Genomic DNA, 19,660 nt, shown 5'->3' with positions numbered 1-19,660 from the left:
AATTCTTCGCGAGCAAGCCCGCTCCCACAGTTGGAATGCGTTACCCCTGTGGGAGCGGGCTTGCTCGCGAAGAGGTCAGTCAAAACAGCGTCAATTCCGGATCAGAGCCCCGGTGTCCAGGTCACCCCAAACACCCACGCCCGACCTTCCTCGCGATAGCCATACTGGCTGCCGTCATAGCTGTACAGCGCACGGCTGTAACCCTTGTCCAGCAGGTTATCGACCTTCAGATCCAGTTTGATCTCGCGATTCAGCGCCCAGTTGCTGCGCAGTCCAAGCGTGCCGTAGCCACCCAACGGCTGGGTGTTGTTCAGATCGTCGTAACTGCCGCTGACCAATTGCCAGCTCGCGCCGACGCCCAACCGGTCAAACTGTCGATCCAGATCCCAACTCATCGTGCGCCGCGCACGACGCGCCAACGTGTGCCCGCTATCGCGATCACGCGGGTCGATAAACGCCACACCGAGGCTGCTCTGCCAGCCGAACAGTTCCTGCTTCAACGCCGCTTCAAAGCCATTGATCCGCGCCGAGGCCACGTTCTCCGGGCGCGAGTTGCTGCCAAAGATGATCGCGTCTTGCAGATCAGTGCGGTAAATCGATGCCTCCAGCCGACTGCTATCGCTCAACTGACTGCGCCATTGCAGCTCATAGCTTTTCGAGGTTTCCGGCTTCAGATCCGGGTTGCTGAAATCCGGGTAGTACAGGTCGTTGAAGGTCGGCGCGCGGAAGCCTTCGCTGTAGCTCAGCAACAGATCGTTGTCCGGGTTCAGCGGCAGGGTGAAGGTGCCGCTCCAGGTGTTCTGGCTGCCGAACTGCTGGTTGTCGTCGTGGCGCAGACCCAGTTCCGTGGAGAAACTGTCGGCCTGATAGCGATGCTGAATGAAAGCGGCGCGGTTCCAGCGGCTGTCCTCGTTGAATGCGGTGCTGCTGTTGACCCGGTCTTGGTACCAGTCGCCGCCGAGGATCAGGCTGTTGCGCGCATCCAGGGTCAGGTCGTTCTGCCAGTTCACCGAGTCGCGATAGGTATTGAACACTGTGCGCTCGTCGCTGAGCTTGTCGAAGGTTTTTTCGCGATTCTCGCTGTGGCCGAATTCGACGCGGGTTTTCCAGATTTCGTTGACCCGCGCATCGATGTAGCTGCTGATATTGCTGACGTTGAAGTCGCTGTAAGGCTGCTGTTGCACCGACTCGAAAGTGGTCGTATCAAAGCGGCCAAACGGGTTGTCGAACTCGCTTTTGCCGCGGTTATCCAGCAGGTTGGCGCCGACTTCGATGTCATCGGTCAGCGCATGGCTGAGGCTCAGTCTGACGGATTTATTGCGGTAGGCATCATGATCGCTGTCGCTGGGGTACGACTCGTGAGTGCGGTCGATACCGGCGGTGTCATCGAGGCTGGCGCCAAGGTTGAAGCGGGTTTTGTCATCGCCACCGGACAGACCAAGGCTGCGTTCCCAGGTCTGGTTGCTGCCGAAGCCGACGTGCAAGCGCGGCTGCAGGCCTTGTTCGGTGCCGCGCCGGGTGAAGATCTGAATCACCCCGCCAATCGCATCGCTGCCGTAAATCACTGAGCGCGAACCGCGCAGCACTTCCACGCGTTCGATCTGGTCGATGTTCAGGTGCTGCAGATTGCTGTCGCCGGAGGTCGAACTGCCGATGCGCTGGCCATCGACCAGCACCAGACTCTGCGCCGATTGCGTGCCGCGAATGTAGATCCCCGGCAGGCTACCGCGCCCACCGGCCTGCGCTACTTGCACACCCGGCACCCGCTGCAGCAGATCGGTGACGCTGCCCGGTTGCAGGCGGTCGATGTCTTCGCGGGTGAACACGGTGTTGGCGGCGCTGCTGTCGTTGCGCGCTTCGACCTGGCGGTTGGCGCTGATCAGCGTGTCAGGCAGCTTCAGCGCTTCGTCGCGTTCGAAGGTGTCGGCGAGGGCGCTGGCGGCTGGCAGCAGGAGGAGGGGCAGGGCGAGGCGCGAGAGGTTCATCGGTGTTCCCGTGGGTATTTCTGATGTACACAAATCAAATGTGGGAGCGGGCTTGCTCGCGAAGGCGGTGTATCAGTCCACTCATCATCGACTGATCCGACGCCTTCGCGAGCAAGCCCGCTCCCACATGGGTATTGCGTGTTACTTGTTGAGCAGTTCCAGGCGCTCGCGAATCGAGGCTTCGATTCCCGCTTCATCCAGCCCGCACTCGGCCAGCATCTGCGCCGGTTTGGCGTGCTCGACGTAAATGTCCGGCAAGCCCAGGTGCAGCATCGACTTGAGGATGTTCTCGCGCGCCAGGAACTCGCTGACCGCGCCACCGGCACCGCCCATGACCGCGTTCTCTTCGATGGTCACCAGCAATTCGTGGTTGCCGGCGATTTCGCGCACCAGTGCCTCATCCAGCGGCTTGACGAAGCGCATGTCGACCACGGTCGCATCCAGCTTCTCGGCGACTTTCAGCGCTTCGGTCAGTTGCACGCCGAACACCAGCAGGGCGACTTTGCTGCCCTGGCGGCGGACGATGCCCTTGCCGATTTCGATCGGCTCGAGATCCTTGTCGATGGTCGCGTTCGGGCCGGTGCCGCGCGGGTAGCGCACCGCCGCCGGGCCGTTGTACAGGTGGCCGGTGGTGAGCATTTTGCGCAATTCGTTTTCATCGCTCGGGGTCATGATGACCATGCCCGGAATGCAGCGCAGGTAAGACAGATCGAAGCTGCCGGCGTGGGTCGGGCCGTCTTCGCCCACCAGACCGGCGCGGTCGATGGCGAACAGCACGTCGAGGTTCTGCACCGCGACGTCATGCACCAACTGGTCGTAACCGCGTTGCAGGAACGTCGAGTAGATCGCCACCACCGGTTTGGCGCCTTCGCAGGCCATGCCGGCGGCGAACGTCACGGCGTGCTGTTCGGCAATCGCAACGTCGAAGTAGCGCAGCGGGAAACGTTCGCTGAACGCCACCAGGTCCGAGCCTTCCTTCATCGCCGGGGTAATCCCGACCAGGCGCGGATCAGCCGCGGCCATGTCGCACAGCCATTCGCCGAACACCGCCGAATACTTCGGCCCGCCGGCCTTTTTCGGCGCAGCAGCCGGGGCGTCGACCGGTTCGAGCTTGGTAATCGCGTGGTAACCGATCGGGTCGACTTCCGCCGGGGCGAAGCCTTTGCCTTTCTTGGTGACGATGTGCAGGAACTGCGGGCCTTTCAGATCGCGCATGTTGCGCAGGGTGGCGATCAGGGTCGGCAGATCGTGGCCATCGATCGGGCCGATGTAGTTCCAGCCCAGCTCTTCGAACAGGGTGCCGGGAACCAGCATGCCTTTGGCGTATTCTTCGGTGCGACGGGCGATTTCCCAGGCGCCGGGCAGGCGCGACAGGACTTTCTTGCTGCCCTCGCGCATGCTCGCGTAGGTGCGGCTGGAAAGAATCTTCGCCAGATAATTGGACAGGCCACCGACGTTGCGCGAGATCGACATGTCGTTGTCGTTGAGGATCACCAGCATGTTGGCGTTGACTTCCGGCGCGTGGTTCAGCGCCTCGAAAGCCATGCCGGCGGTCAGCGCGCCGTCTCCAATCACCGCAATCGCCTTGCGATCGCTGTTTTGCAGGCGGGCGGCAATCGCCATACCCAGCGCTGCGCTGATCGAGGTGCTGGAGTGGCCGACGCCAAAGGTGTCGTACTCGCTCTCGGCGCGACGCGGGAAGGCGGCGATGCCGTCCTTCTGGCGCAGGGTTTCCATGCGCTGGCGACGACCGGTGAGGATCTTGTGCGGATACGCCTGATGACCGACGTCCCACACCAGCCGGTCATCCGGGGTGTCGAAGACGTAATGCAACGCGATGGTCAGCTCGATGACGCCCAGGCCGGCACCGAAATGCCCACCGGTCTGGCCGACCGTGTAGAGCAATTCCAGGCGCAACTCATCGGCCAGGGTTTCCAGCTCGGCTTCGCCTAACCGGCGCAGGCCGTCCGGCGTGTTCGCGCGGTCGAGCAGGGGCGTGGTCGGGCGCTTGCGGGGAATCTCATGAAACGTCGTGGGCATCAGGCGAATCGTTATAGGTATAAAAGATGCGGCAGTTTACCTGATGCATCGCCCCCTGCCCACGCGTTGGTCTTTTTTGGCAGGTTGGCGTTCAGTTGCGCCGCTCGACGATATACCGGGCCAGGTCGCGCAAAGGCTCGGCTGCCGCGTCAAACGGTCGCAGCGCGTGCAGGGCCTGATCGCGCAGTTCCAGAGCGTAGACCTTGGCCGCGTCCAGTCCCAGCAGGGCCGGGTAGGTCGGTTTGTCGCGAGCGATGTCGGCGCCCTGGCGTTTACCGAGGGTTTCGGTATCGCTTTCGACGTCGAGAATGTCGTCCTGCACCTGGAAGGCCAGACCGATGGCCTGTGCATAAGTCTGCAGGGCCTTGAGTTGATCCTGCTCGGCACGGCCGCTGGCCAGGGCGCCGAGCTTGACGCTGACTTCGATCAACGCGCCGGTCTTGTGCCGGTGCATTTGCTCCAGCGCTTGCTGATCCAGCTTCAGGCCGACCGAGCCGAGGTCGATGGCCTGACCGCCGACCATGCCTGCCGGGCCGGCCGCGTGCGCCAGCGCCGTGACCTGTTGCAGACGGATGTCAGCGTCCAGATCGCTCAGGCGCGGGTCGAGCAGGGCGCTGAACGCCAGGCTCTGCAAGCCGTCACCGGCGAGAATCGCGCAGGCTTCGTCGAATTTCTTGTGGGTGGTGGGCTGGCCGCGACGCAGATCGTCGTCGTCCATCGCCGGCAAATCGTCGTGAACCAGCGAATAAGCGTGGATCAGCTCAACTGCGCAGGCCGCGCCGTTGGCTTGTTCAGCCTTGCCGCCCAGCGCTTCGCACGCGGCGTAGGCCAGCAGCGGGCGCACGCGTTTACCGCCGATCATCACGCTGTAGTGCATCGCCTCATACAGGCGCGACAGCTCCGGCAGCGGAGCCTTGAAGAGGATTTCCAGTGCCGCATTGACCCGCGCCTGGCTGGTCGCCGAATACGCCGCAATCATTCTGGCTGTTCCGCGTCGAAGGGTTCCTCGGCGAGTTCGCCATCGCGCTCCAGCAGCACTTGCACCTTCTGCTCGGCCTGGGCCAGCGCTGCCTGGCAGTCACGGGTCAGACCGATGCCCTGCTCGAAAGCGGTCAGCGAGTCTTCCAGCGACAATTCACCGTTCTCCAGACGCTCGACCAGTGTTTGCAGGTCGGCGAGGGACTGTTCGAAATCCAGTGCAGCTTTTTTGCGGGCCATGGCGGCGATTTCCGGTTGACGTTAAACCGGCGCGACACTAGCAGATAGGGGGGTTATGGGCAAATGAGTGGGGCTTTAGCGAGCCCTCGCCACAGGGGCAGCGGTTCAATTCGAGGAATTGTCCGGGTAATTGATTTTGTATCGCGTGCTCCGTCCGCCTCCGGGCATACGCTGCAGGCAACCCTTCTCTAGCAGCTCCGCCAGATGTCGCGTCGCCGTGGCTTTGGAAACCTTGGTCACCGCCTGATACTGCGCCGCGCTGATACCGTGTTCGAACCCGCGCTCTCCACCGTCAAGCAAACGATTGAGCACTTTACTCTGCTCCACCGAAAGCTCGGATTCACGGTGCGCCTGCCAGAAGCGGGTTTTACCCAGCACACTTTCGATACGCGCGATGGCTTGCCGCAGACTGCGTAAAAGAGTCTGCAGAAACCAGGTGAGCCATTGGGTGACGTCCAGCGTGGCCTTTTGGCTGGCCTCAAGCACTCGGTAATAGCCGCTTCGGTCATCGAGGATGCTGGCCGACATGGCGTAAAACCGGATGGCCTGTGCTTCGCCTTGCGCCAGCGCCAGATCGGTGATGGTCCGAGTCAGTCGACCGTTGCCGTCATCAAACGGATGCAGCGTGACAAACCAGAAATGCGCGATGCCGGCACGTAGCAAAGGATCAAGCGCTGTTTGATGCTGGCTGGCCTCGAACCAGGCGAGAAATTTATCCACCTGTCGTTCGAGACCTTGGCGCGCAGGGGCCTCGAAATGCACAGTGGGACGGTCGAGACGACCGGAAACTACCTGCATCGGCTCCTCGCCGCGAAGCGCACCGACATGCATCGACCTTGCGGTGAAGTCGCTTTCCTGGTCCGGAGACAGCCATCGATGCCATTCCAGTAATCGCTCCCAGCGTCAGTGGTTCGGCGAAGCGTCGCGTGGCATCGAGCATCAGTTGGGCCAGGCCTTCGCTCCGTTGACTGACTTTATCGCTATCGGGCAACTCCAGCCCCAGGCGTCGAGCCAATGACGAGCGCACCGAGCCGACATTCAACTGCTCACCCTCAATGGCCGAAGAGGTCACGATGTTTTGCAACAGTGCGTCGAGTTCGGTCTGAGCGCTCAGGGAGTTGCCTACGGATCCAGCCATGCCCATCAATTGGCCTTGTGCCTGAACGCATTCACGCAGCAGCGGCGCCAGACGTTCTGCCTGCCAGTTGAAGTCGGGCCAATCCGGCTGCTGCCAGATCCATTGAGTGGTCATCGGTTACTGCCTGTAATAGGGGCGTGAGCCGAATAGAAATGCTATTCGGCTCATTTAGTGAGCCGAATATGACGGCTATTCGGCTCACCGTCTACTTTACGGCGTGATTCCCACCGCAAATCCACATGTATCCGATTGTTAAAAAACTGCCGAATCGCTAATCTTCGCGCCTTCTACGACCCCATAGTCACGGGTCTTTCAGACGAAACGCAGTTTCCACCGCTGTGAAGTACCGAGGATCGGGTGCAAGGTTTCGTTCAGGCATGGCAGGAGGCATTACATGCGTTCATTTCTTTGGCTGCTGATCGGTTTGGCCTGCGCGCCTGCGCTGCTGGCAGCGCCGAATGCCGAGCTGTCGGAACCGGTGGGCGGTTGGCGCTATAACGGTCTGCTCGACCGCAGTGAAAACCCGCAAGTCGCCTACCCCACGCCGCCGATCGATCGCGGCATTCAGCGCAATCGCACGATGATTCAGGGCCAGCTCAAGGCCATCGGCAATCAGCGCGGGCCGCACACGCTGGCGGTCAACGGCAATCCATTGAATCTGTACACCGACGATGACGGGCGGTTCGCCCGGCCCTATGCGTTCGGCGCCGGTTCCAACAGTGTCGAAGTGCGCAGCGCCGAGGGGCAGTCGCTCAAGCGCGTGCAGTTCTATGAAGCGAACAACCTGCGCACCCCGGCGAAGATCCGTGTGGTGCTCGGCTGGGACGATCCCAAGGCCGAGCTCGACCTGCACATCATCACCCCGGACGGCCAGCACGCGTTTTTCGCCCATACGGCGCTGACCAACGGCGGCGGTCTGGACCCGGACGGCGTCGATGGCCCCGGCCCGGAAATGTTCACCATGACCGCGCCGCTGCATGGCACCTATCTGGTTTACGTCAACTATTGGGGCAACTTCGGCGACGGCGGCTATAACTTCGAGGAGGCCAGCAATCAGAACGAGGTCATCACCTCGCAAATCACGCTGGTGCTCAACGAAAACACGGTCGACGAAAAACGCGAAACATTCATCGTGCCCCTGCGGGCGATCGGTGATCTGCTGCTGGTCAAGACTTTCAACTATTAAGCATCCCGCTCCACGGATGAACTTCGGGTTTTGTGAACATGAGTGATAACGCTGCTTCTCCGGCCGTCCCGACACCTGCCGGCCAACCTTCCCGGCGCTGGCCGGCGCTACTGATCGGCCTAGTTCTGGTGGCCGGGGTGGCCGGTGGTCTTGGCTGGCTGCTGCACAAGCCCAAGGTGCCGGCGGCGGCACTGGCCAGCGACAAGCTCGGCCTGAGCAGGCCGGACGCGCTGCTGGAAACCCGCTCCCTGAGCCAGTTGCCCAAGGACCTGCTGACGGTGCCGTTCCTCAAGGCCACGCTCACCGAGGATTTCGTCTTCTATTACGAAACCCACGCCGACCGCCTGGGGCTGATCGGTAGCCTGAGGCGGATCATCTACGAACACGACCTGAAGCTGCAGGACAGCCTGATCGAGCAGCTTTTCGATCAACCGGCCGACGTCGCGTTGTGGCGTGGCGCCGATGGCCGGCTCAAGGATTTCCTGCTGGTGATGGATCGCGGCGGATTGGCGAAACTGCTCGAACCGTTGGCGAAAGTGGCGCTGGACGATTCGCAACTCAGCGTCTTCGGCAGCCTCAAGGTCGGCGGTGACGAAGTACCGCTGTACCAGCTCAGCTACAACGCCAGCAAATCGCTGCTGTTCGCGTCGCGCGGCGACAAACTGGTGGTGCTGTCCAACCCGAACAAATATTACGACCCGGCCAGCGGCGAATCGGAAGAGTCCGGGCACGTCTCGCCGCAAGCGCTGGCAGCGCTGCTCAACGGCGACAAACTGTTCCCCGAGGCCTTCGGTCTGCCGGCCAAGGCGCCGGAGATCAAACAGCGTCTGTCGGTCAATTCCAGCGTCCTTGCGATGGGCTATCAGCGCTTCATCCCGAACTTCGCCGGGCTGCGTTTCGACATGGACGACAAGGGCTGGCACAGCTACCTCGCCATGGACGAACTGGATAATCAGCCGGACTTCGATTTCAAACCGGTGTGGCAAGCCATGCCGCTGGGCGCCAGTGCCTGCGTGACCTTGCCGGTAGCGGCCGAACCGCAGAAACCGCTGCTGGTGAAACTCGGCGCCGACGAAGCGGTGGCGCAGAAACTCACCGAACACGTGGCTGGCGCGGCGGGCCTGTGCTGGTACGCCGATTCGCGGTTGTACACGCCGTTGCTGGTTGCCAGCCTGAAGGACGAGGACAGCGGCAAGCTCGATGGCGATCTGGGCACGTTGTTCGGTTCGATGGTGGGCGCCTACGAGACGAATGTCGATGAACACGCATTCCCGGTGGTCGAGAAACAGGAAGGCCAGAGTCATGTCTGGCAGCGTCAGGTCAGCTCCAGTTTCGGCCCGTACGCCGCCAAGACTGCCGAGAATCCGGATGCGATCAGCGGTAAAGCGTTCATGAAAGTCAGCCTCGCCCGTCACGGTTCGACGCTGCTGTTTTCCCTCGACGACAAACTGGTGGACAAGGCTCTCGGTACTCTCGACAAGCGCTTCCCGCCGATGGCCGACGTGCTGCCGAAAGATGTGCTGATGCCGATCTACTTCGGCCCCGATTCGATGGCGCAACTGATGCAGCAGGAAACCCTCGACAGCCTGCCGCAGGACATGGAGCCGGTGTTCTTTAACGCCGCGCAAACCTACCTGATCCCTAAACTGCGCATCCTCGGCGGCTACGGCAAATACGCCCTGACCCTGCCGGAAGGCAGCGAGCCTGACGGCCACTGGCAATGGCTGCCGCTGGAGTGGAAAGCGCTGTGACGACACTGATCCGCAGCCTCGGCCTGCTCGCGCTACTGCTCAGCGCGGGCGCCCGAGCCGTCGAAACGCCGGCGCTGGATCCGGCGCAGTCCCAGGTGTTCCGCGCCTGGTTCGTGCGCATCGCTCAGGAACAACTGAGCCAGGGCCCGAGCCCGCGCTGGTATCAGCAGGACTGCGCAGGCCTTGTGCGTTTCGCCGCCAACGAAGCGCTTAAAGTCCACGACGACAAGTGGCTGCGCAGCAATGGCCTGTCCAATCGCTACCTGCCGCCGGAGCTGACGCTCAGCGACGAGCAGCGCAAGCTCGCCCAGCAATGGCAGCAGGGCGGCGGCAAGGTCGGGCCGTACGTCAACGCGATCAAACTGATTCAGTTCAACAGCCATCTGGTCAGCCGCGACGTGTCCCAGGCACGCCCTGGCGACCTGATGTTTTTCGATCAGGGCGACGACCAGCACCTGATGATCTGGATGGGCCGCTACATCGCCTATCACACCGGCACGACCACCCCCACTGACAACGGCATGCGTTCGGCAAGCCTGCAGCAACTCATGACATGGAAGGACACCCGATGGATACCCGACGCAGCCAACCCCAACTTCATCGGCGTCTATCGACTGAACTTTCTCTCCCAATGACCGGTGCCCGCATGCTGCGACTCTGCGCTCGAATTCCTCTGCTGCTGGCGCTGTTGCTGCCATTGGCGACCGTCAACGCTGAAGATTCGGTGGAGCCGAGCGGCTACACGCCGGTCTCTGGTGAAAGCTTCTTCCTGCTGGCCGACAGCAGTTTCGCCGCCGACGAGCAAGCGATGGTTCGTCTCGAAGCGCCGGGCCGGGACTATCGTCGTTTCCGCATGGAGCCTTACGGCGGCGCCGACATTCGCGTGTATCGCATCGAAAAGCCGCTGGATTTCCTCAAACGTCAGAAGAACCTGCACCGCGTGGTCAGCGACGGTCAGTTCAAGGGCGAAGGCTTGTCCAACACCCTCGCGTACCTGTGGGACAACTGGTACCGCAAATCGCGGCGGGTGATGCAGCGCGCGTTCTCCTACGAGTCGCGCAAGCAGGTCACCGAGGAAGTGCCGGAACTGAAGATGGGTAACGCCATCGCCGCGCCAACCCCGTACGACGCGCAGCCGCAATTCGCGCTGATTCCGGGTCTGCCGGTGGTCAGCCAGTTCCGTTATCCGCTGTGGCAGGCCAAACCGATCCAGCCGCCGGCCGGTGTCAATCTGGCCGGGTCTTCCAGCGAGTTCGTCAGCGTTGCGCCGGGTAACGTGTACATCCCGTTGGGCAAGCTGAAACCGGGCCTGTACCTGGTCGAAGCGCTGATCGGCAAGTATCGCGCGACCACCATGGTCTTCGTTTCCAACACCGTGGCGGTGAGCAAGATTGCCGGTGATGAATTGCTGGTCTGGGCCGCACGCAAACACGAAGGCAGTTCGGTGCCGAAGGTCAATGTGCTGTGGACTGACGGCCTCGGCGTGATGAGCAGCGGTGCCACTGATGCCGATGGTTTGCTGCGCCTGAAACACGTCAGCCCCGAGCGCTCGTTCGTGATCGGCGAGGACGAAGAGGGCGGGGTGTTCGTCTCGGAAAACTTCTATTACGACAGCGAAATCTACGACACCAAACTCTATGCGTTCACCGACCGACCGCTGTATCGCCCGGGGGATTGGGTGTCGCTGAAAATCGTCGGTCGCGAGTTCAAGAATGCGCGGGATTCGGTGCTGCCGGGCGCTGCTGACGTCAACGTCAGTGTGCTTGATGCCACCGGCACCGAGCTGCAACGCCTCGACCTGAAACTCGATTCCAGGGCTGGTACCCAGGGCCGGTTCCAGTTGCCGGACAACGCTGTGGCCGGTGGTTACGAGATCCGCTTCAACTACAAGGATCAGGCCTACAGCAGCGCCTTCCGCGTGGCCGAGTACATCAAGCCACACTTCGAGATTTCGCTGAACCTGGCCAAGCAGGATTACCGCACCGGCGAGCCGGTGAAGGGCAGTCTGGTGCTGCTGTACCCGGACGGCAAACCGGTGGCCAACGCCAAACTGAGCCTGAGCCTGCGTGCCCAGCAACTGTCGATGGTCGACAATGAGCTGCAATACCTCGGGCAATTCCCGGTGGAGTTGACCAGCACTGAACTGACCACCGACAGCAAGGGCAACGCGACCCTCGACCTGCCGGCCGCCGACAAACCGAGCCGTTACATGCTCACCGTGTTCGCCAGCGACGGCGCGGCGTATCGGGTCAAGACCACCAAGGAAATCCTCATCGACCGTGGCGCCGCGAGCTTCCGCCTGAGCGCGCCGCAACGTTTCAGCGCAGTCAACGACAAAGTCGCGTTCAGCTACGCCAACGAGGGCGGCGGCGAGCAGAGCAAAGCCGTGACCCCGAGCAGCTACAGCTGGGTGCGTCTGGAAGACCAGAGCACTGGCGAAGGCAAACTCGCGGCGACTGACAAAGGCTTTAGTCTGGCCTTTGAACGTCCGGGTACTTACAACCTGACGCTGAAAGATCAACACGGTCGCGTCCTCGGCGCCACCGGCCATTCGGTCACCGGCGACGGTGTCAAAGCGGTGCCGGGCACTGTGGAAATCGTCCTCGACAAGCCCGAGTACAAGGCCGGCGATGAAGCGCTGGCACTGATCACCTTCCCTGAGCCGGTCAGCGATGCACTGCTGTCGCTGGAGCGCGATAAGGTCGAGGCCACCGCGCTGCTGGCCAAGGGCGGCGACTGGCTGAAGCTGGAAAAACTCAGCGACACCCAATACCGCGCGCGGATTCCGGTGAAAGACAATTTCGCGCCGAACCTGACCTTCTCGGTGCTCTACACCAAGGGCGGGCAGTACAGCTTCCAGAACGCCGGGATCAAAGTGATTGCCCCGCAAATCGACGTGGCGATCAGCACCGACAAACAGGTGTATCTGCCGGGCGACACGGTGACCGTCGACCTGACTACGCAGTTCGCCGGTAAAGCAGTTCCGGCGCATCTGACGGTGAGTGTTGTCGATGAAATGGTCTACGCGCTGCAACCGGAAGTCGCGCCGACCATCGACCAGTTCTTCTACCACCCGCGTCGCAATAATGTGCGCACCAGCGCCAGCCTGTCGTTCATCAGTTACGACGTGGCGTTGCCGGGCAGCCCCGGCGCGCCGGGCAAGGCCAACCGCAGCGAACGTGGGGTGAAAGTGCTGGAGCGCCCACGTCGTGAAGACGTCGACACCGCCGCGTGGCAGCCGGAATTGCTCACAGGTGCCGACGGCAAAACCCGTTTCACCTTCAAGATGCCGGACTCGCTGACCCGCTGGCGCATCACCGCCCGGGCTATCGCCGATGACGGCCAGGTCGGGCAGAAGAAGCAGTTCGTCCGTTCGGAAAAACCGCTGTACCTGAAGTGGAGCGGGCCGAGCAAATTCCGCAAGGGCGATCAGCCGCAACTCGGTGTGTTTGCCTTCAGCCAGGCCGAAAAACCGGTCAAGGCTGAGCTGGTCACCCATTACGCTGGCGCCGAACAACGCCTGCCGGTAACCCTGAACAACGGCATCAACTACGTGCCGCTGCCAGCGTTCGCCCTGGCGACCGGTGAGTGGACAGCGGAGCTGGTGCAGGATGGCAAAACCGCTGACGCCCTCGCCGTGCGCCTGAGCGCGACCGGTGACGGCTGGCAAGTCACGCAAACCCAGAGCCTCGACGTGGCCAGCGGCGACACCCCGTTGAGCCTGCCGGCGGACGCCACCGACATTCGCCTGCGTCTGGATGACAGTCCGCAAGCGCTGTTCCGTTCCGCGCTCGACGATCTGCTGAGCTACCCGTACGGCGGCGTCGAGCAGACCGCCAGCCGCTTGCTGCCGCTGAGCATCGCTTATCCGTCGCTGGCGTCGAGCCCGCAGATCCGCGATCGCCTGCGCCTGATCATGCAGAACAGCCGTCTGCGTCTGGTGCAAATGGCCGGGCCGTCGGCGAGCTTCACCTGGTGGGGCTTCGACGGCGAGCCGGACGCGTTCCTCACCGCTTACGCCTACTACGCCGACTGGAACGCCAGTCAGGTGCTGGAACTGACCTTGCCACCGGAGCACTGGCAGCGAGTGCTGGAGGTCTACGCCAAGCAAGCGCCGAACACGCCGCTGCTGCAGCGGGCACTGATTCTGTCGTTCGCCAAGCAGATGCACCTGCCGGTGAATACCCTGCTCAGCGGTTTGATGGACGATCTGGCCAAGGCCGGTGAGGGCAATGCCGAAAACCTGATGGACGACGGCGAAGACAGCCTGGTGATGAGCGACCCGGATTCGGCGCTCGGTCTGGCGGCGGCGCGGGTGTTGACCGCGTCGCTGGCCACGCAGTCGAAAGTCGCGTTGCCGGAGGCATTCAACCGTCAGGTTGGCGCGGCGCAACAGCGTCTGGCGGTCAGTTCGCAGCCGTTTGCCGAAGCGCTGAACCTGTCGCTGCAACCGTTTGATCAAGCGCGGGCGACGGCGTTGTTGCAACGTCTGTTGCCACAGCAATCGACCCTCGAACGTGCGCTGGCGCTGAGCTGGTTGCAACGCAGCATCGCCCAGGCCTCGCCGACCATCGCGCTGATGCCGGGTGAAGGCTGGAAGAAAAACTACGGCGCCACCGGCGAGATGTACTGGACCTGGCAGGGTGCGACGCCGGTGCCGAGCGTGTTGTCGGTGTCCGGCACTCAGGAGCGTCCGTTGCGCGCGGCGCTGAGCTTCCAGACCCAGCAACCGGCCGTCGATCCAATGGCCGTGACCATCACCCGGCGCCTGTCGCGACTGGTGCCGGGCGATGAAGCGTTCACCTTCAAACTGGAGCCGGTCGGCAGCAAACCGCTCTCCAGTGACAGCCTGTATCTGGACGAAGTGATCCTCACCAGCAAGGCGCCGAAACCGCTGCGCTACGGCATGCTCGAAGTGCCGCTGCCACCGGGCGCCGACGTCGAGCGCACCACTTGGGGCATCAAGTTGCAGGGCAAGGACGGCACCGAGCCGACCGCGCTGGAAAAGGCGCGCTTCGAACCGGGGCAATTGGCCTACGCGGTGCCGGTGGATGCGCTGAGCGGCGAATTGCGTCTGCGCCATCTGGTGCGGTTCTCGCAGAAGGGCCAGTTCAACCTGCCGCCGGTGCGCTTCACTCAGGTCTATGCGCCGCAGCATCAGGCCCGGGAAGCGAAAGCCGCCCTCGGTCAGGTCACGGTCAACTGACATGAACCGGCCGCTGCTGTGGCTGTTGATGTGTGTGATGCCTGCGCTGGCGACGGCGCAGGATGAGCCGTTGCGGCTGGCGTACAAGGGCGAGTTGCTGTCGTTGAATCACACGCAACTGATCGCTCGCGAACCGTTGCCGTCGACGCTGGAAACGCCGCTGGGCAGTCTGTGGAAATTGTTCGTCTATGCGTGGCTGGTGGATACCGGCGCGCGCGAGCCAGCGTATGAATGTCGCGGGCAGTCGAAGGAAGAGGTTTATTGCTGCTCGGCGGGCGGCAGGATCGAGCGTGATCAGGCGTTGGTCAAATCCTGCGGCTTGTACTTTGAGCCGGCGCGATTGGGCATCGCTGCTGCCGATTGGCGCACCTATTGGCAGGCGCGGCAGGCGCCGTCGTGGTTGCTGGATTTGCCGACCGTGCAACCGGCTACTCGGGTTTCCGTGACTGACTTGCTGAAGGTGTTGTCGGTGCTGCCAGCGCAGGAGCAGATGCGCCGAGTGTTGCTCGACGTCGTGCTGAATGCGGCGGACGGCAATGTCGTCGGTGAGCTGGGCGGGCGCTTGCGGGTGAAAACCTGGAGCTGGCTCGGCGATCAGGATCCGCAATCGCGGCAGGGCGGTTTCGCCGGTTGGACGGCGGACGGCTCGCCGATCTGGGCCGGTGGGCGTGGCACCAGTCAGATGGTTTTGCGTCATTACGGGCAGGCGTTGGCGATGGTGTTGCCTTCATCGTGGCCGGCGGAAGCGGGGCGTTGTGTAGAGGTCGGACTGTTCTCGCGCTATCCGCTGACGCGTGTTCTGGCAGGGGATCGGGTGGTGTCTTCCGGCCCGTTGCAAGGCGACTACCGCGTCGAGTTCGCCAACGGCAATGCGCTGGATATCCACAGCGCCAGCGAAATGTTTCTGCTCAACGACAAACTGGTCGCCAGACTTGATCGCGAAGAATACGTCGCCCGCGTCCTTGAGCGCGAAGCCAAACCTGAACCCGCCGAAGCTGCCAAGGCACTGGCCGTGGCGATCCGCACCTATCTGTTGCAAAACGCCACGCGCAACGGCGATTGCCTGAGCATCGACGACAGCAGCAACCGTCAGCGCGTCGCCCCACGCCCAGCCTCCGCCGAGTCGCGCAACATCGCGGCGTGGACCGCGGATCTGGTGCTGGCCGGCAGCACCGTCACCTATCACTCCGATCAACCCGGCCCGGACAAACTCGCCTGGCAACAAGCCGTCGAACAGGCCAACGCCGGTCAACGCTACGACGCGATTCTGTTGCACGCCTATCCGCGCGCCAGCCTCAGCCGTTGGGACAACCCGGTGGCCTCCTGCGAAGCGTTGCCCGCCGCGCAAGACTGGCTGCAAAAGCAGCGTCGCGGCTGGCGTCCGACACTGGAAAGCGAAACCGGCTACAACGAAGTCAGCACCTTTGCCGTGTGCAAACTGGCGTTCGGCCGCCCGTTTGTCGATCGCGAGCGCCAGCGCATCTACGTGCGCGGCGTGCTGACTCTGCAGGATCGCCTCGACCTGACTCACGAATATCTGCACCTGGCCTTTGAAGCACATCCCAATGGCCAGGATGAAACCTACATCGAAGGGCTCGCCCGTCACCTCTTGCTGGAATAGACCATGACACTCCGTTATCCACAGGTCTTGCTATTGCTCTGCGCGTTCAATGCATGGCCGATGGCAATGGCCGCTGACAGCGTCAAACTCGACACCCCGGTCGGCGGCTGGCGCACCGGCGCGCCCGAGGGCGAAGGCGAGAACTTCCGCCAGACCGTCAACTACCCGGCCTCCTCGGTCAACACCCCGGTCGGCCAGGCCAACACTGCCCGCATCAGCGGCGAGATCAAAGCCACCCCCAAGAGCAAGGATCCCGGCCGGCTGATCGTCAACGGTGTCAGCATGCCGCTGAAAATCGACGACAGTGGCCGCTTCGACCGCCCGTTCTCCTTCCCCAACGGCAGCAACAGCGTCGAAGTGCGCAGCCCCGACGGCCAGCAACGCCACCGCACGCAATTCCTCAACACCAGCGGCAGCGCCACCCCGGCCAAACTGCGCGTGCTGCTCTCTTGGGACAGCGACGGCACCGACCTCGACCTGCACTTGATCACCCCCGACGGCGCGCACATCTGGTACGGCGACCGCGTCGCACCCAATGGCGCCGCACTCGACGTCGACGTCACCACCGGCTACGGCCCGGAAATCTTCGCCATGCCGGCACCGATCAAGGGCCAATATCTGGTGTATGTGAACTACTTCGGCGGTGGTTATCGCGGGGATGACGAGGGCGGCGAAGAGGCGGTGCAGCCGCTGACCACGGCGCAGGTGACGGTGATTACCGAGGAAGGCACGCCAAGCGAGAAAATGGAGACGTTTGTGGTGCCGATGCGGGCGGTGGGTGAACTGACGTTGGTGAAATCGTTCAGCTATCCCTGAGCAGCAGCCTGCTCAGGGTTGCACTAGAAACCGGGCGGAATGTAACCAGGCACGAACGGCACGTTGATGCACTTGCCGTGAATGATCTTTCCGTCTTCGATCCTGAACAGCACGATCTTTTTCGCCTTGTTGACGGTGGCTTCGAGTTTGCAATCGGAACTGTGACCGACCGTCTCGTAGTACTCGGTGTAAACCATGCCGTTACCGGTGTGATTCATTGAAGTACCGGCCGCTTCCGTGGTGGTCCAACTGGACGATTTGTACCAGGTGAGCACAGCCAGATTCTCGCCGTTGGCCCCGGTCTGTTTTTTCATCGAGTCGGGTTTGCCGAACAGATCGAGCGCTTCCTGCACATCGCGTCCTTCCCAGCGCGACTGGGCAATCAAGTGGCAACCATTGATCAGCAAAACAGCGGGCGTTATCAGCAGCGCCAATAACGTTTTAGTCCATGGGTTCATCGTAATTCCCGCCGCTTACTTGTTGCCCAGGATCGAGTCGAGGTTATCCATCATCTGGCCTTTCTCCTGAATCGGCGCCAGTTTGAAGAACATCTGCTGCAGGCCCTGAATCATCTGCAAGTACTCCATCTTGCCCAGCGCGATCATGTCCTTTTTGGCAGGTGAGCAAACGAACTCGCTGGTGCGCTGCACCCAGAACTCCTTCGGCTGCTGCCATTGGTCGTTAACTTTGAGGTTGCGCATCATGTAAGCGATGCGATCAACCGACTGGCCATTGAGCATTCGGACCTTGTTCGTCGAACACTGAACTTCGAGGTTGTAGGCATCGATCATCGGTTTGCCGGGTTCCTCATACACCAGCGTCACGGCGACCAACTTGGCCCCCTTGGTCTGCTTCGACGGCACGACTGAAGTGCTGTCGGCGACATACATGATGTTCTTGTGGGGAACGCCGTTGCCGTAAATGATCCACCAGTCACCGACGAGCTTCTGCTCCTCTGCCATGGCTGAAGAGGTAGCGGTCAGGAGTGCGGTCAGCAGAACAGCGGATTGAGTGAGTTTGAAAAACGACGACATGGTGTTGCTCCATTCCTTGGCGCTTTTGTAATGCACAAAAACAGAATGGAAATTTAGTGGTGAGGTTGGGCGCGGGGCAATTAGGGCGGATGTGCTAATGGCTTATTGCGATGCCTGAGTGGCGGGCGCTGCCCGGTTAATCTTGCGAAAGGCTCAGGTATAAAGAACGCAAGGTTTGCAATGGGAGCAGGTCAATTCCATGAGGTCCCATGAGGACTCAGTACCGTAATCCGGCCGGAGGATGAGGATAGAAACACTGGGATTTGCGCTTGGCGGGATTTAGCACTCTGGGTATTCGAAGTTACAGGTCATCCAGGCTTATCTTGACCCTTTGAGGAGCTACAAGGCGTTTGGTGACTGCAGCGATGAGAGCCTTATCCTCTACAAAATTCAATTCTGTTTTGAGCGGTGACTGATACTGATCAGCGAAGCGCTGCTTCAGATCGTCGTCAGTAGAGGGTTTAAAGAATGCCACGATGGAAAACCGTAATGAAGTTGTCGCTACGATAACAAGTGGGCCTTCCTAGAGGTAGGCCTGGGTTTCTTTCAGGCATTAAAAAGCCGGCTTGTGGCCGGCTTCTCGGGGACTGGCTTGGTTTATTTTTGGTAAACCGCGCCAGCCTTCAAAACGTACACCCGGATCTGCGTCCGGCTGTGGGACTTGGTCAGACGTTGGTCTGCCGCGTCAGGCGTCATCTGGGCCGCGGGAGCGGGGCGATGCGCAAATGTGGGGCGCAGGATACTGAGTTTTGTCGGGGATTCCCAGTCTCAACTGCGGAATAGAGCCACCGCGGCGGGCAAAAATCGTAATTTGTACTGATTTTCGGGGCCTCTTCGCGAGCGGGCTCACTCCCACAGGGGTTGGTGCAGGGTTGAAGATCCGTATCCGATCAGAGAAACGGTACCACCGGCCGGCGTTTGCCCAGGGTCGACCACCAGAATACCCAGCCCAGAATGTGTATCCGCTGCTCATCGATTTGTGCTGCGCGGAAGATTTCGTCCGGGTATTCGGCGCTGTTGTGGCTGCGCAGGCGCAGGGCGTTGCCGGGCATGCGGTGCAGGTATTTGATGCGCAGCATGCCGTCATGTTCGATCGCGTAGATTTCGCCGTCGACCACCTGGGTCAGGCCGCGGTCGATGCCGACGATGGAGCCGTCTTCGATGCGCTCGGCCATGCTGTTGCCGATCATGTGCGCGCAGATGGCGTCGCTTGGGCGGATTTCCAGTTGCGCTAGATGGGCGCGGGGCAGGCGGACGGTTTGCTCGGGGTCGAGGATGACGTGGGTTTTGTCGGCGCCGGCGCTGAGCGGTGTTTCCTTGAAAAACGGCAGTTCGATGTCGTTGGGGTTGATGATGGAATAGACGCCGTTGACGGACTGGGCGTCGAAGGTGTCGCCGTTGCTGGCAGGCGTTTGCAGGCGGGGTGACTCTTTGCTGCCTTCGCCGGTTTTCAGCCACTCGCTGTTGACCGAGAGCAGGCGTGAGACTTCCTCCATGCGATACGCCGGGACGCCCCGGGTGTACCAGTTATGAATGTTTTGGGCTTCCGTGCCCCAGAACTTTGCGAATCCCGTGGTGGTGATGTTCGCTGCTTCCAGGAGTGCCTTGAATCTTGGACCGCTAGTGTTCTTTCTCATAAACACCGAGTCTACGGCCGTGCCAGAG

General features: G+C 61.7%; 13 protein-coding genes and 1 pseudogene. 6 read left to right on the top strand and 8 right to left on the bottom strand.

Features of this window, described 5'->3' with window-relative positions; genetic code table 11:
- Positions 1-101: 101 nt before the first annotated feature.
- The 5 genes and pseudogenes from V3W27_RS17855 to V3W27_RS17835 form a co-directional block, all read right to left on the bottom strand.
- The gene (locus V3W27_RS17855) at positions 102-1,985 is read right to left on the bottom strand and encodes a TonB-dependent receptor domain-containing protein (RefSeq protein WP_330207172.1); all 1,884 of its coding nucleotides are present in this window, start codon (positions 1,983-1,985) and stop codon (positions 102-104) included.
- Between the two features lie 141 nt (positions 1,986-2,126).
- Complete coding sequence (gene dxs / locus V3W27_RS17850) at positions 2,127-4,025, bottom strand: 1-deoxy-D-xylulose-5-phosphate synthase (protein ID WP_027612927.1); 1,899 nt, start codon at positions 4,023-4,025, stop codon at positions 2,127-2,129.
- A gap of 91 nt (positions 4,026-4,116) precedes the next feature.
- Positions 4,117-5,004, bottom strand: a complete 888-nt coding sequence (gene ispA / locus V3W27_RS17845; RefSeq protein ID WP_247268912.1) for a (2E,6E)-farnesyl diphosphate synthase — start codon at positions 5,002-5,004, stop codon at positions 4,117-4,119.
- A complete protein-coding gene (locus tag V3W27_RS17840; RefSeq protein WP_003228627.1) occupies positions 5,001-5,243 on the bottom strand; it encodes an exodeoxyribonuclease VII small subunit in 243 nt (80 codons plus the stop codon). Before V3W27_RS17840 ends, ispA begins: the two co-directional genes overlap by 4 nt.
- Before the next feature lie 105 nt (positions 5,244-5,348).
- A pseudogene (locus tag V3W27_RS17835) lies at positions 5,349-6,495 on the bottom strand (Fic family protein).
- 280 nt (positions 6,496-6,775) lie between these two features.
- Between V3W27_RS17835 and V3W27_RS17830 the strand changes: the two are divergent.
- Genes V3W27_RS17830 through V3W27_RS17805 form a run of 6 tightly spaced genes read left to right on the top strand, consistent with a single transcriptional unit; the run spans position 6,776 to position 16,961 of the window.
- Entirely contained in the window at positions 6,776-7,567 is a 792-nt protein-coding gene (locus tag V3W27_RS17830; RefSeq protein WP_330207171.1) for a YfaP family protein, read from the top strand.
- A 38-nt stretch (positions 7,568-7,605) separates the two neighbouring features.
- The gene (locus V3W27_RS17825) at positions 7,606-9,318 is read left to right on the top strand and encodes a DUF2138 domain-containing protein (protein WP_330207170.1); all 1,713 of its coding nucleotides are present in this window, start codon (positions 7,606-7,608) and stop codon (positions 9,316-9,318) included.
- Entirely contained in the window at positions 9,288-9,953 is a 666-nt protein-coding gene (locus V3W27_RS17820; protein WP_045121987.1) for a DUF1175 domain-containing protein, read from the top strand. The genes V3W27_RS17825 and V3W27_RS17820 overlap by 31 nt, the downstream gene beginning before the upstream one ends.
- The gene (locus V3W27_RS17815; RefSeq protein WP_330207169.1) at positions 9,950-14,524 is read left to right on the top strand and encodes an alpha-2-macroglobulin family protein; all 4,575 of its coding nucleotides are present in this window, start codon (positions 9,950-9,952) and stop codon (positions 14,522-14,524) included. Before V3W27_RS17820 ends, V3W27_RS17815 begins: the two co-directional genes overlap by 4 nt.
- A gap of 1 nt (position 14,525) precedes the next feature.
- Entirely contained in the window at positions 14,526-16,145 is a 1,620-nt protein-coding gene (locus tag V3W27_RS17810) for a DUF2300 domain-containing protein (protein ID WP_330207168.1), read from the top strand.
- Between the two features lie 3 nt (positions 16,146-16,148).
- Positions 16,149-16,961, top strand: a complete 813-nt coding sequence (locus V3W27_RS17805; RefSeq protein ID WP_330207167.1) for a YfaP family protein — start codon at positions 16,149-16,151, stop codon at positions 16,959-16,961.
- A gap of 23 nt (positions 16,962-16,984) precedes the next feature.
- Here V3W27_RS17805 and V3W27_RS17800 read toward each other — a convergent pair whose 3' ends face one another.
- From V3W27_RS17800 to V3W27_RS17790, 3 genes are all read right to left on the bottom strand, one after another.
- Complete coding sequence (locus V3W27_RS17800) at positions 16,985-17,419, bottom strand: hypothetical protein (protein WP_027612917.1); 435 nt, start codon at positions 17,417-17,419, stop codon at positions 16,985-16,987.
- Between the two features lie 15 nt (positions 17,420-17,434).
- A complete protein-coding gene (locus tag V3W27_RS17795; RefSeq protein ID WP_330207166.1) occupies positions 17,435-17,995 on the bottom strand; it encodes a hypothetical protein in 561 nt (186 codons plus the stop codon).
- Positions 17,996-18,885: 890 nt separating this feature from the next.
- Positions 18,886-19,632: a S24 family peptidase gene (locus tag V3W27_RS17790; RefSeq protein WP_027612915.1), complete on the bottom strand. Its 747-nt coding sequence runs from the start codon at positions 19,630-19,632 to the stop codon at positions 18,886-18,888.
- Between the last annotated feature and the right edge of the window lie 28 nt (positions 19,633-19,660).

The organism is Pseudomonas sp. AM14(2022) (genome assembly GCF_036346455.1).
In the GTDB taxonomy this organism is placed as follows: Bacteria; Pseudomonadota; Gammaproteobacteria; order Pseudomonadales; family Pseudomonadaceae; genus Aquipseudomonas; species Aquipseudomonas putida_A.
This window is presented reverse-complemented; position numbering and strand designations above follow the sequence as displayed.

Bases quoted from the DNA above. Each gene is read 5' to 3' on its own strand.
- V3W27_RS17855 (WP_330207172.1), bottom strand. From the start codon at position 1,985: ATGAACCTCTCGCGCCTCGCCCTGCCCCTCCTCCTGCTGCCAGCCGCC.
- dxs (WP_027612927.1), bottom strand. From the start codon at position 4,025: ATGCCCACGACGTTTCATGAGATTCCCCGCAAGCGCCCGACCACGCCC.
- ispA (WP_247268912.1), bottom strand. From the start codon at position 5,004: ATGATTGCGGCGTATTCGGCGACCAGCCAGGCGCGGGTCAATGCGGCA.
- V3W27_RS17840 (WP_003228627.1), bottom strand. From the start codon at position 5,243: ATGGCCCGCAAAAAAGCTGCACTGGATTTCGAACAGTCCCTCGCCGAC.
- V3W27_RS17830 (WP_330207171.1), top strand. From the start codon at position 6,776: ATGCGTTCATTTCTTTGGCTGCTGATCGGTTTGGCCTGCGCGCCTGCG.
- V3W27_RS17825 (WP_330207170.1), top strand. From the start codon at position 7,606: ATGAGTGATAACGCTGCTTCTCCGGCCGTCCCGACACCTGCCGGCCAA.
- V3W27_RS17820 (WP_045121987.1), top strand. From the start codon at position 9,288: ATGGCTGCCGCTGGAGTGGAAAGCGCTGTGACGACACTGATCCGCAGC.
- V3W27_RS17815 (WP_330207169.1), top strand. From the start codon at position 9,950: ATGACCGGTGCCCGCATGCTGCGACTCTGCGCTCGAATTCCTCTGCTG.
- V3W27_RS17810 (WP_330207168.1), top strand. From the start codon at position 14,526: ATGAACCGGCCGCTGCTGTGGCTGTTGATGTGTGTGATGCCTGCGCTG.
- V3W27_RS17805 (WP_330207167.1), top strand. From the start codon at position 16,149: ATGACACTCCGTTATCCACAGGTCTTGCTATTGCTCTGCGCGTTCAAT.
- V3W27_RS17800 (WP_027612917.1), bottom strand. From the start codon at position 17,419: ATGAACCCATGGACTAAAACGTTATTGGCGCTGCTGATAACGCCCGCT.
- V3W27_RS17795 (WP_330207166.1), bottom strand. From the start codon at position 17,995: ATGTCGTCGTTTTTCAAACTCACTCAATCCGCTGTTCTGCTGACCGCA.
- V3W27_RS17790 (WP_027612915.1), bottom strand. From the start codon at position 19,632: ATGAGAAAGAACACTAGCGGTCCAAGATTCAAGGCACTCCTGGAAGCA.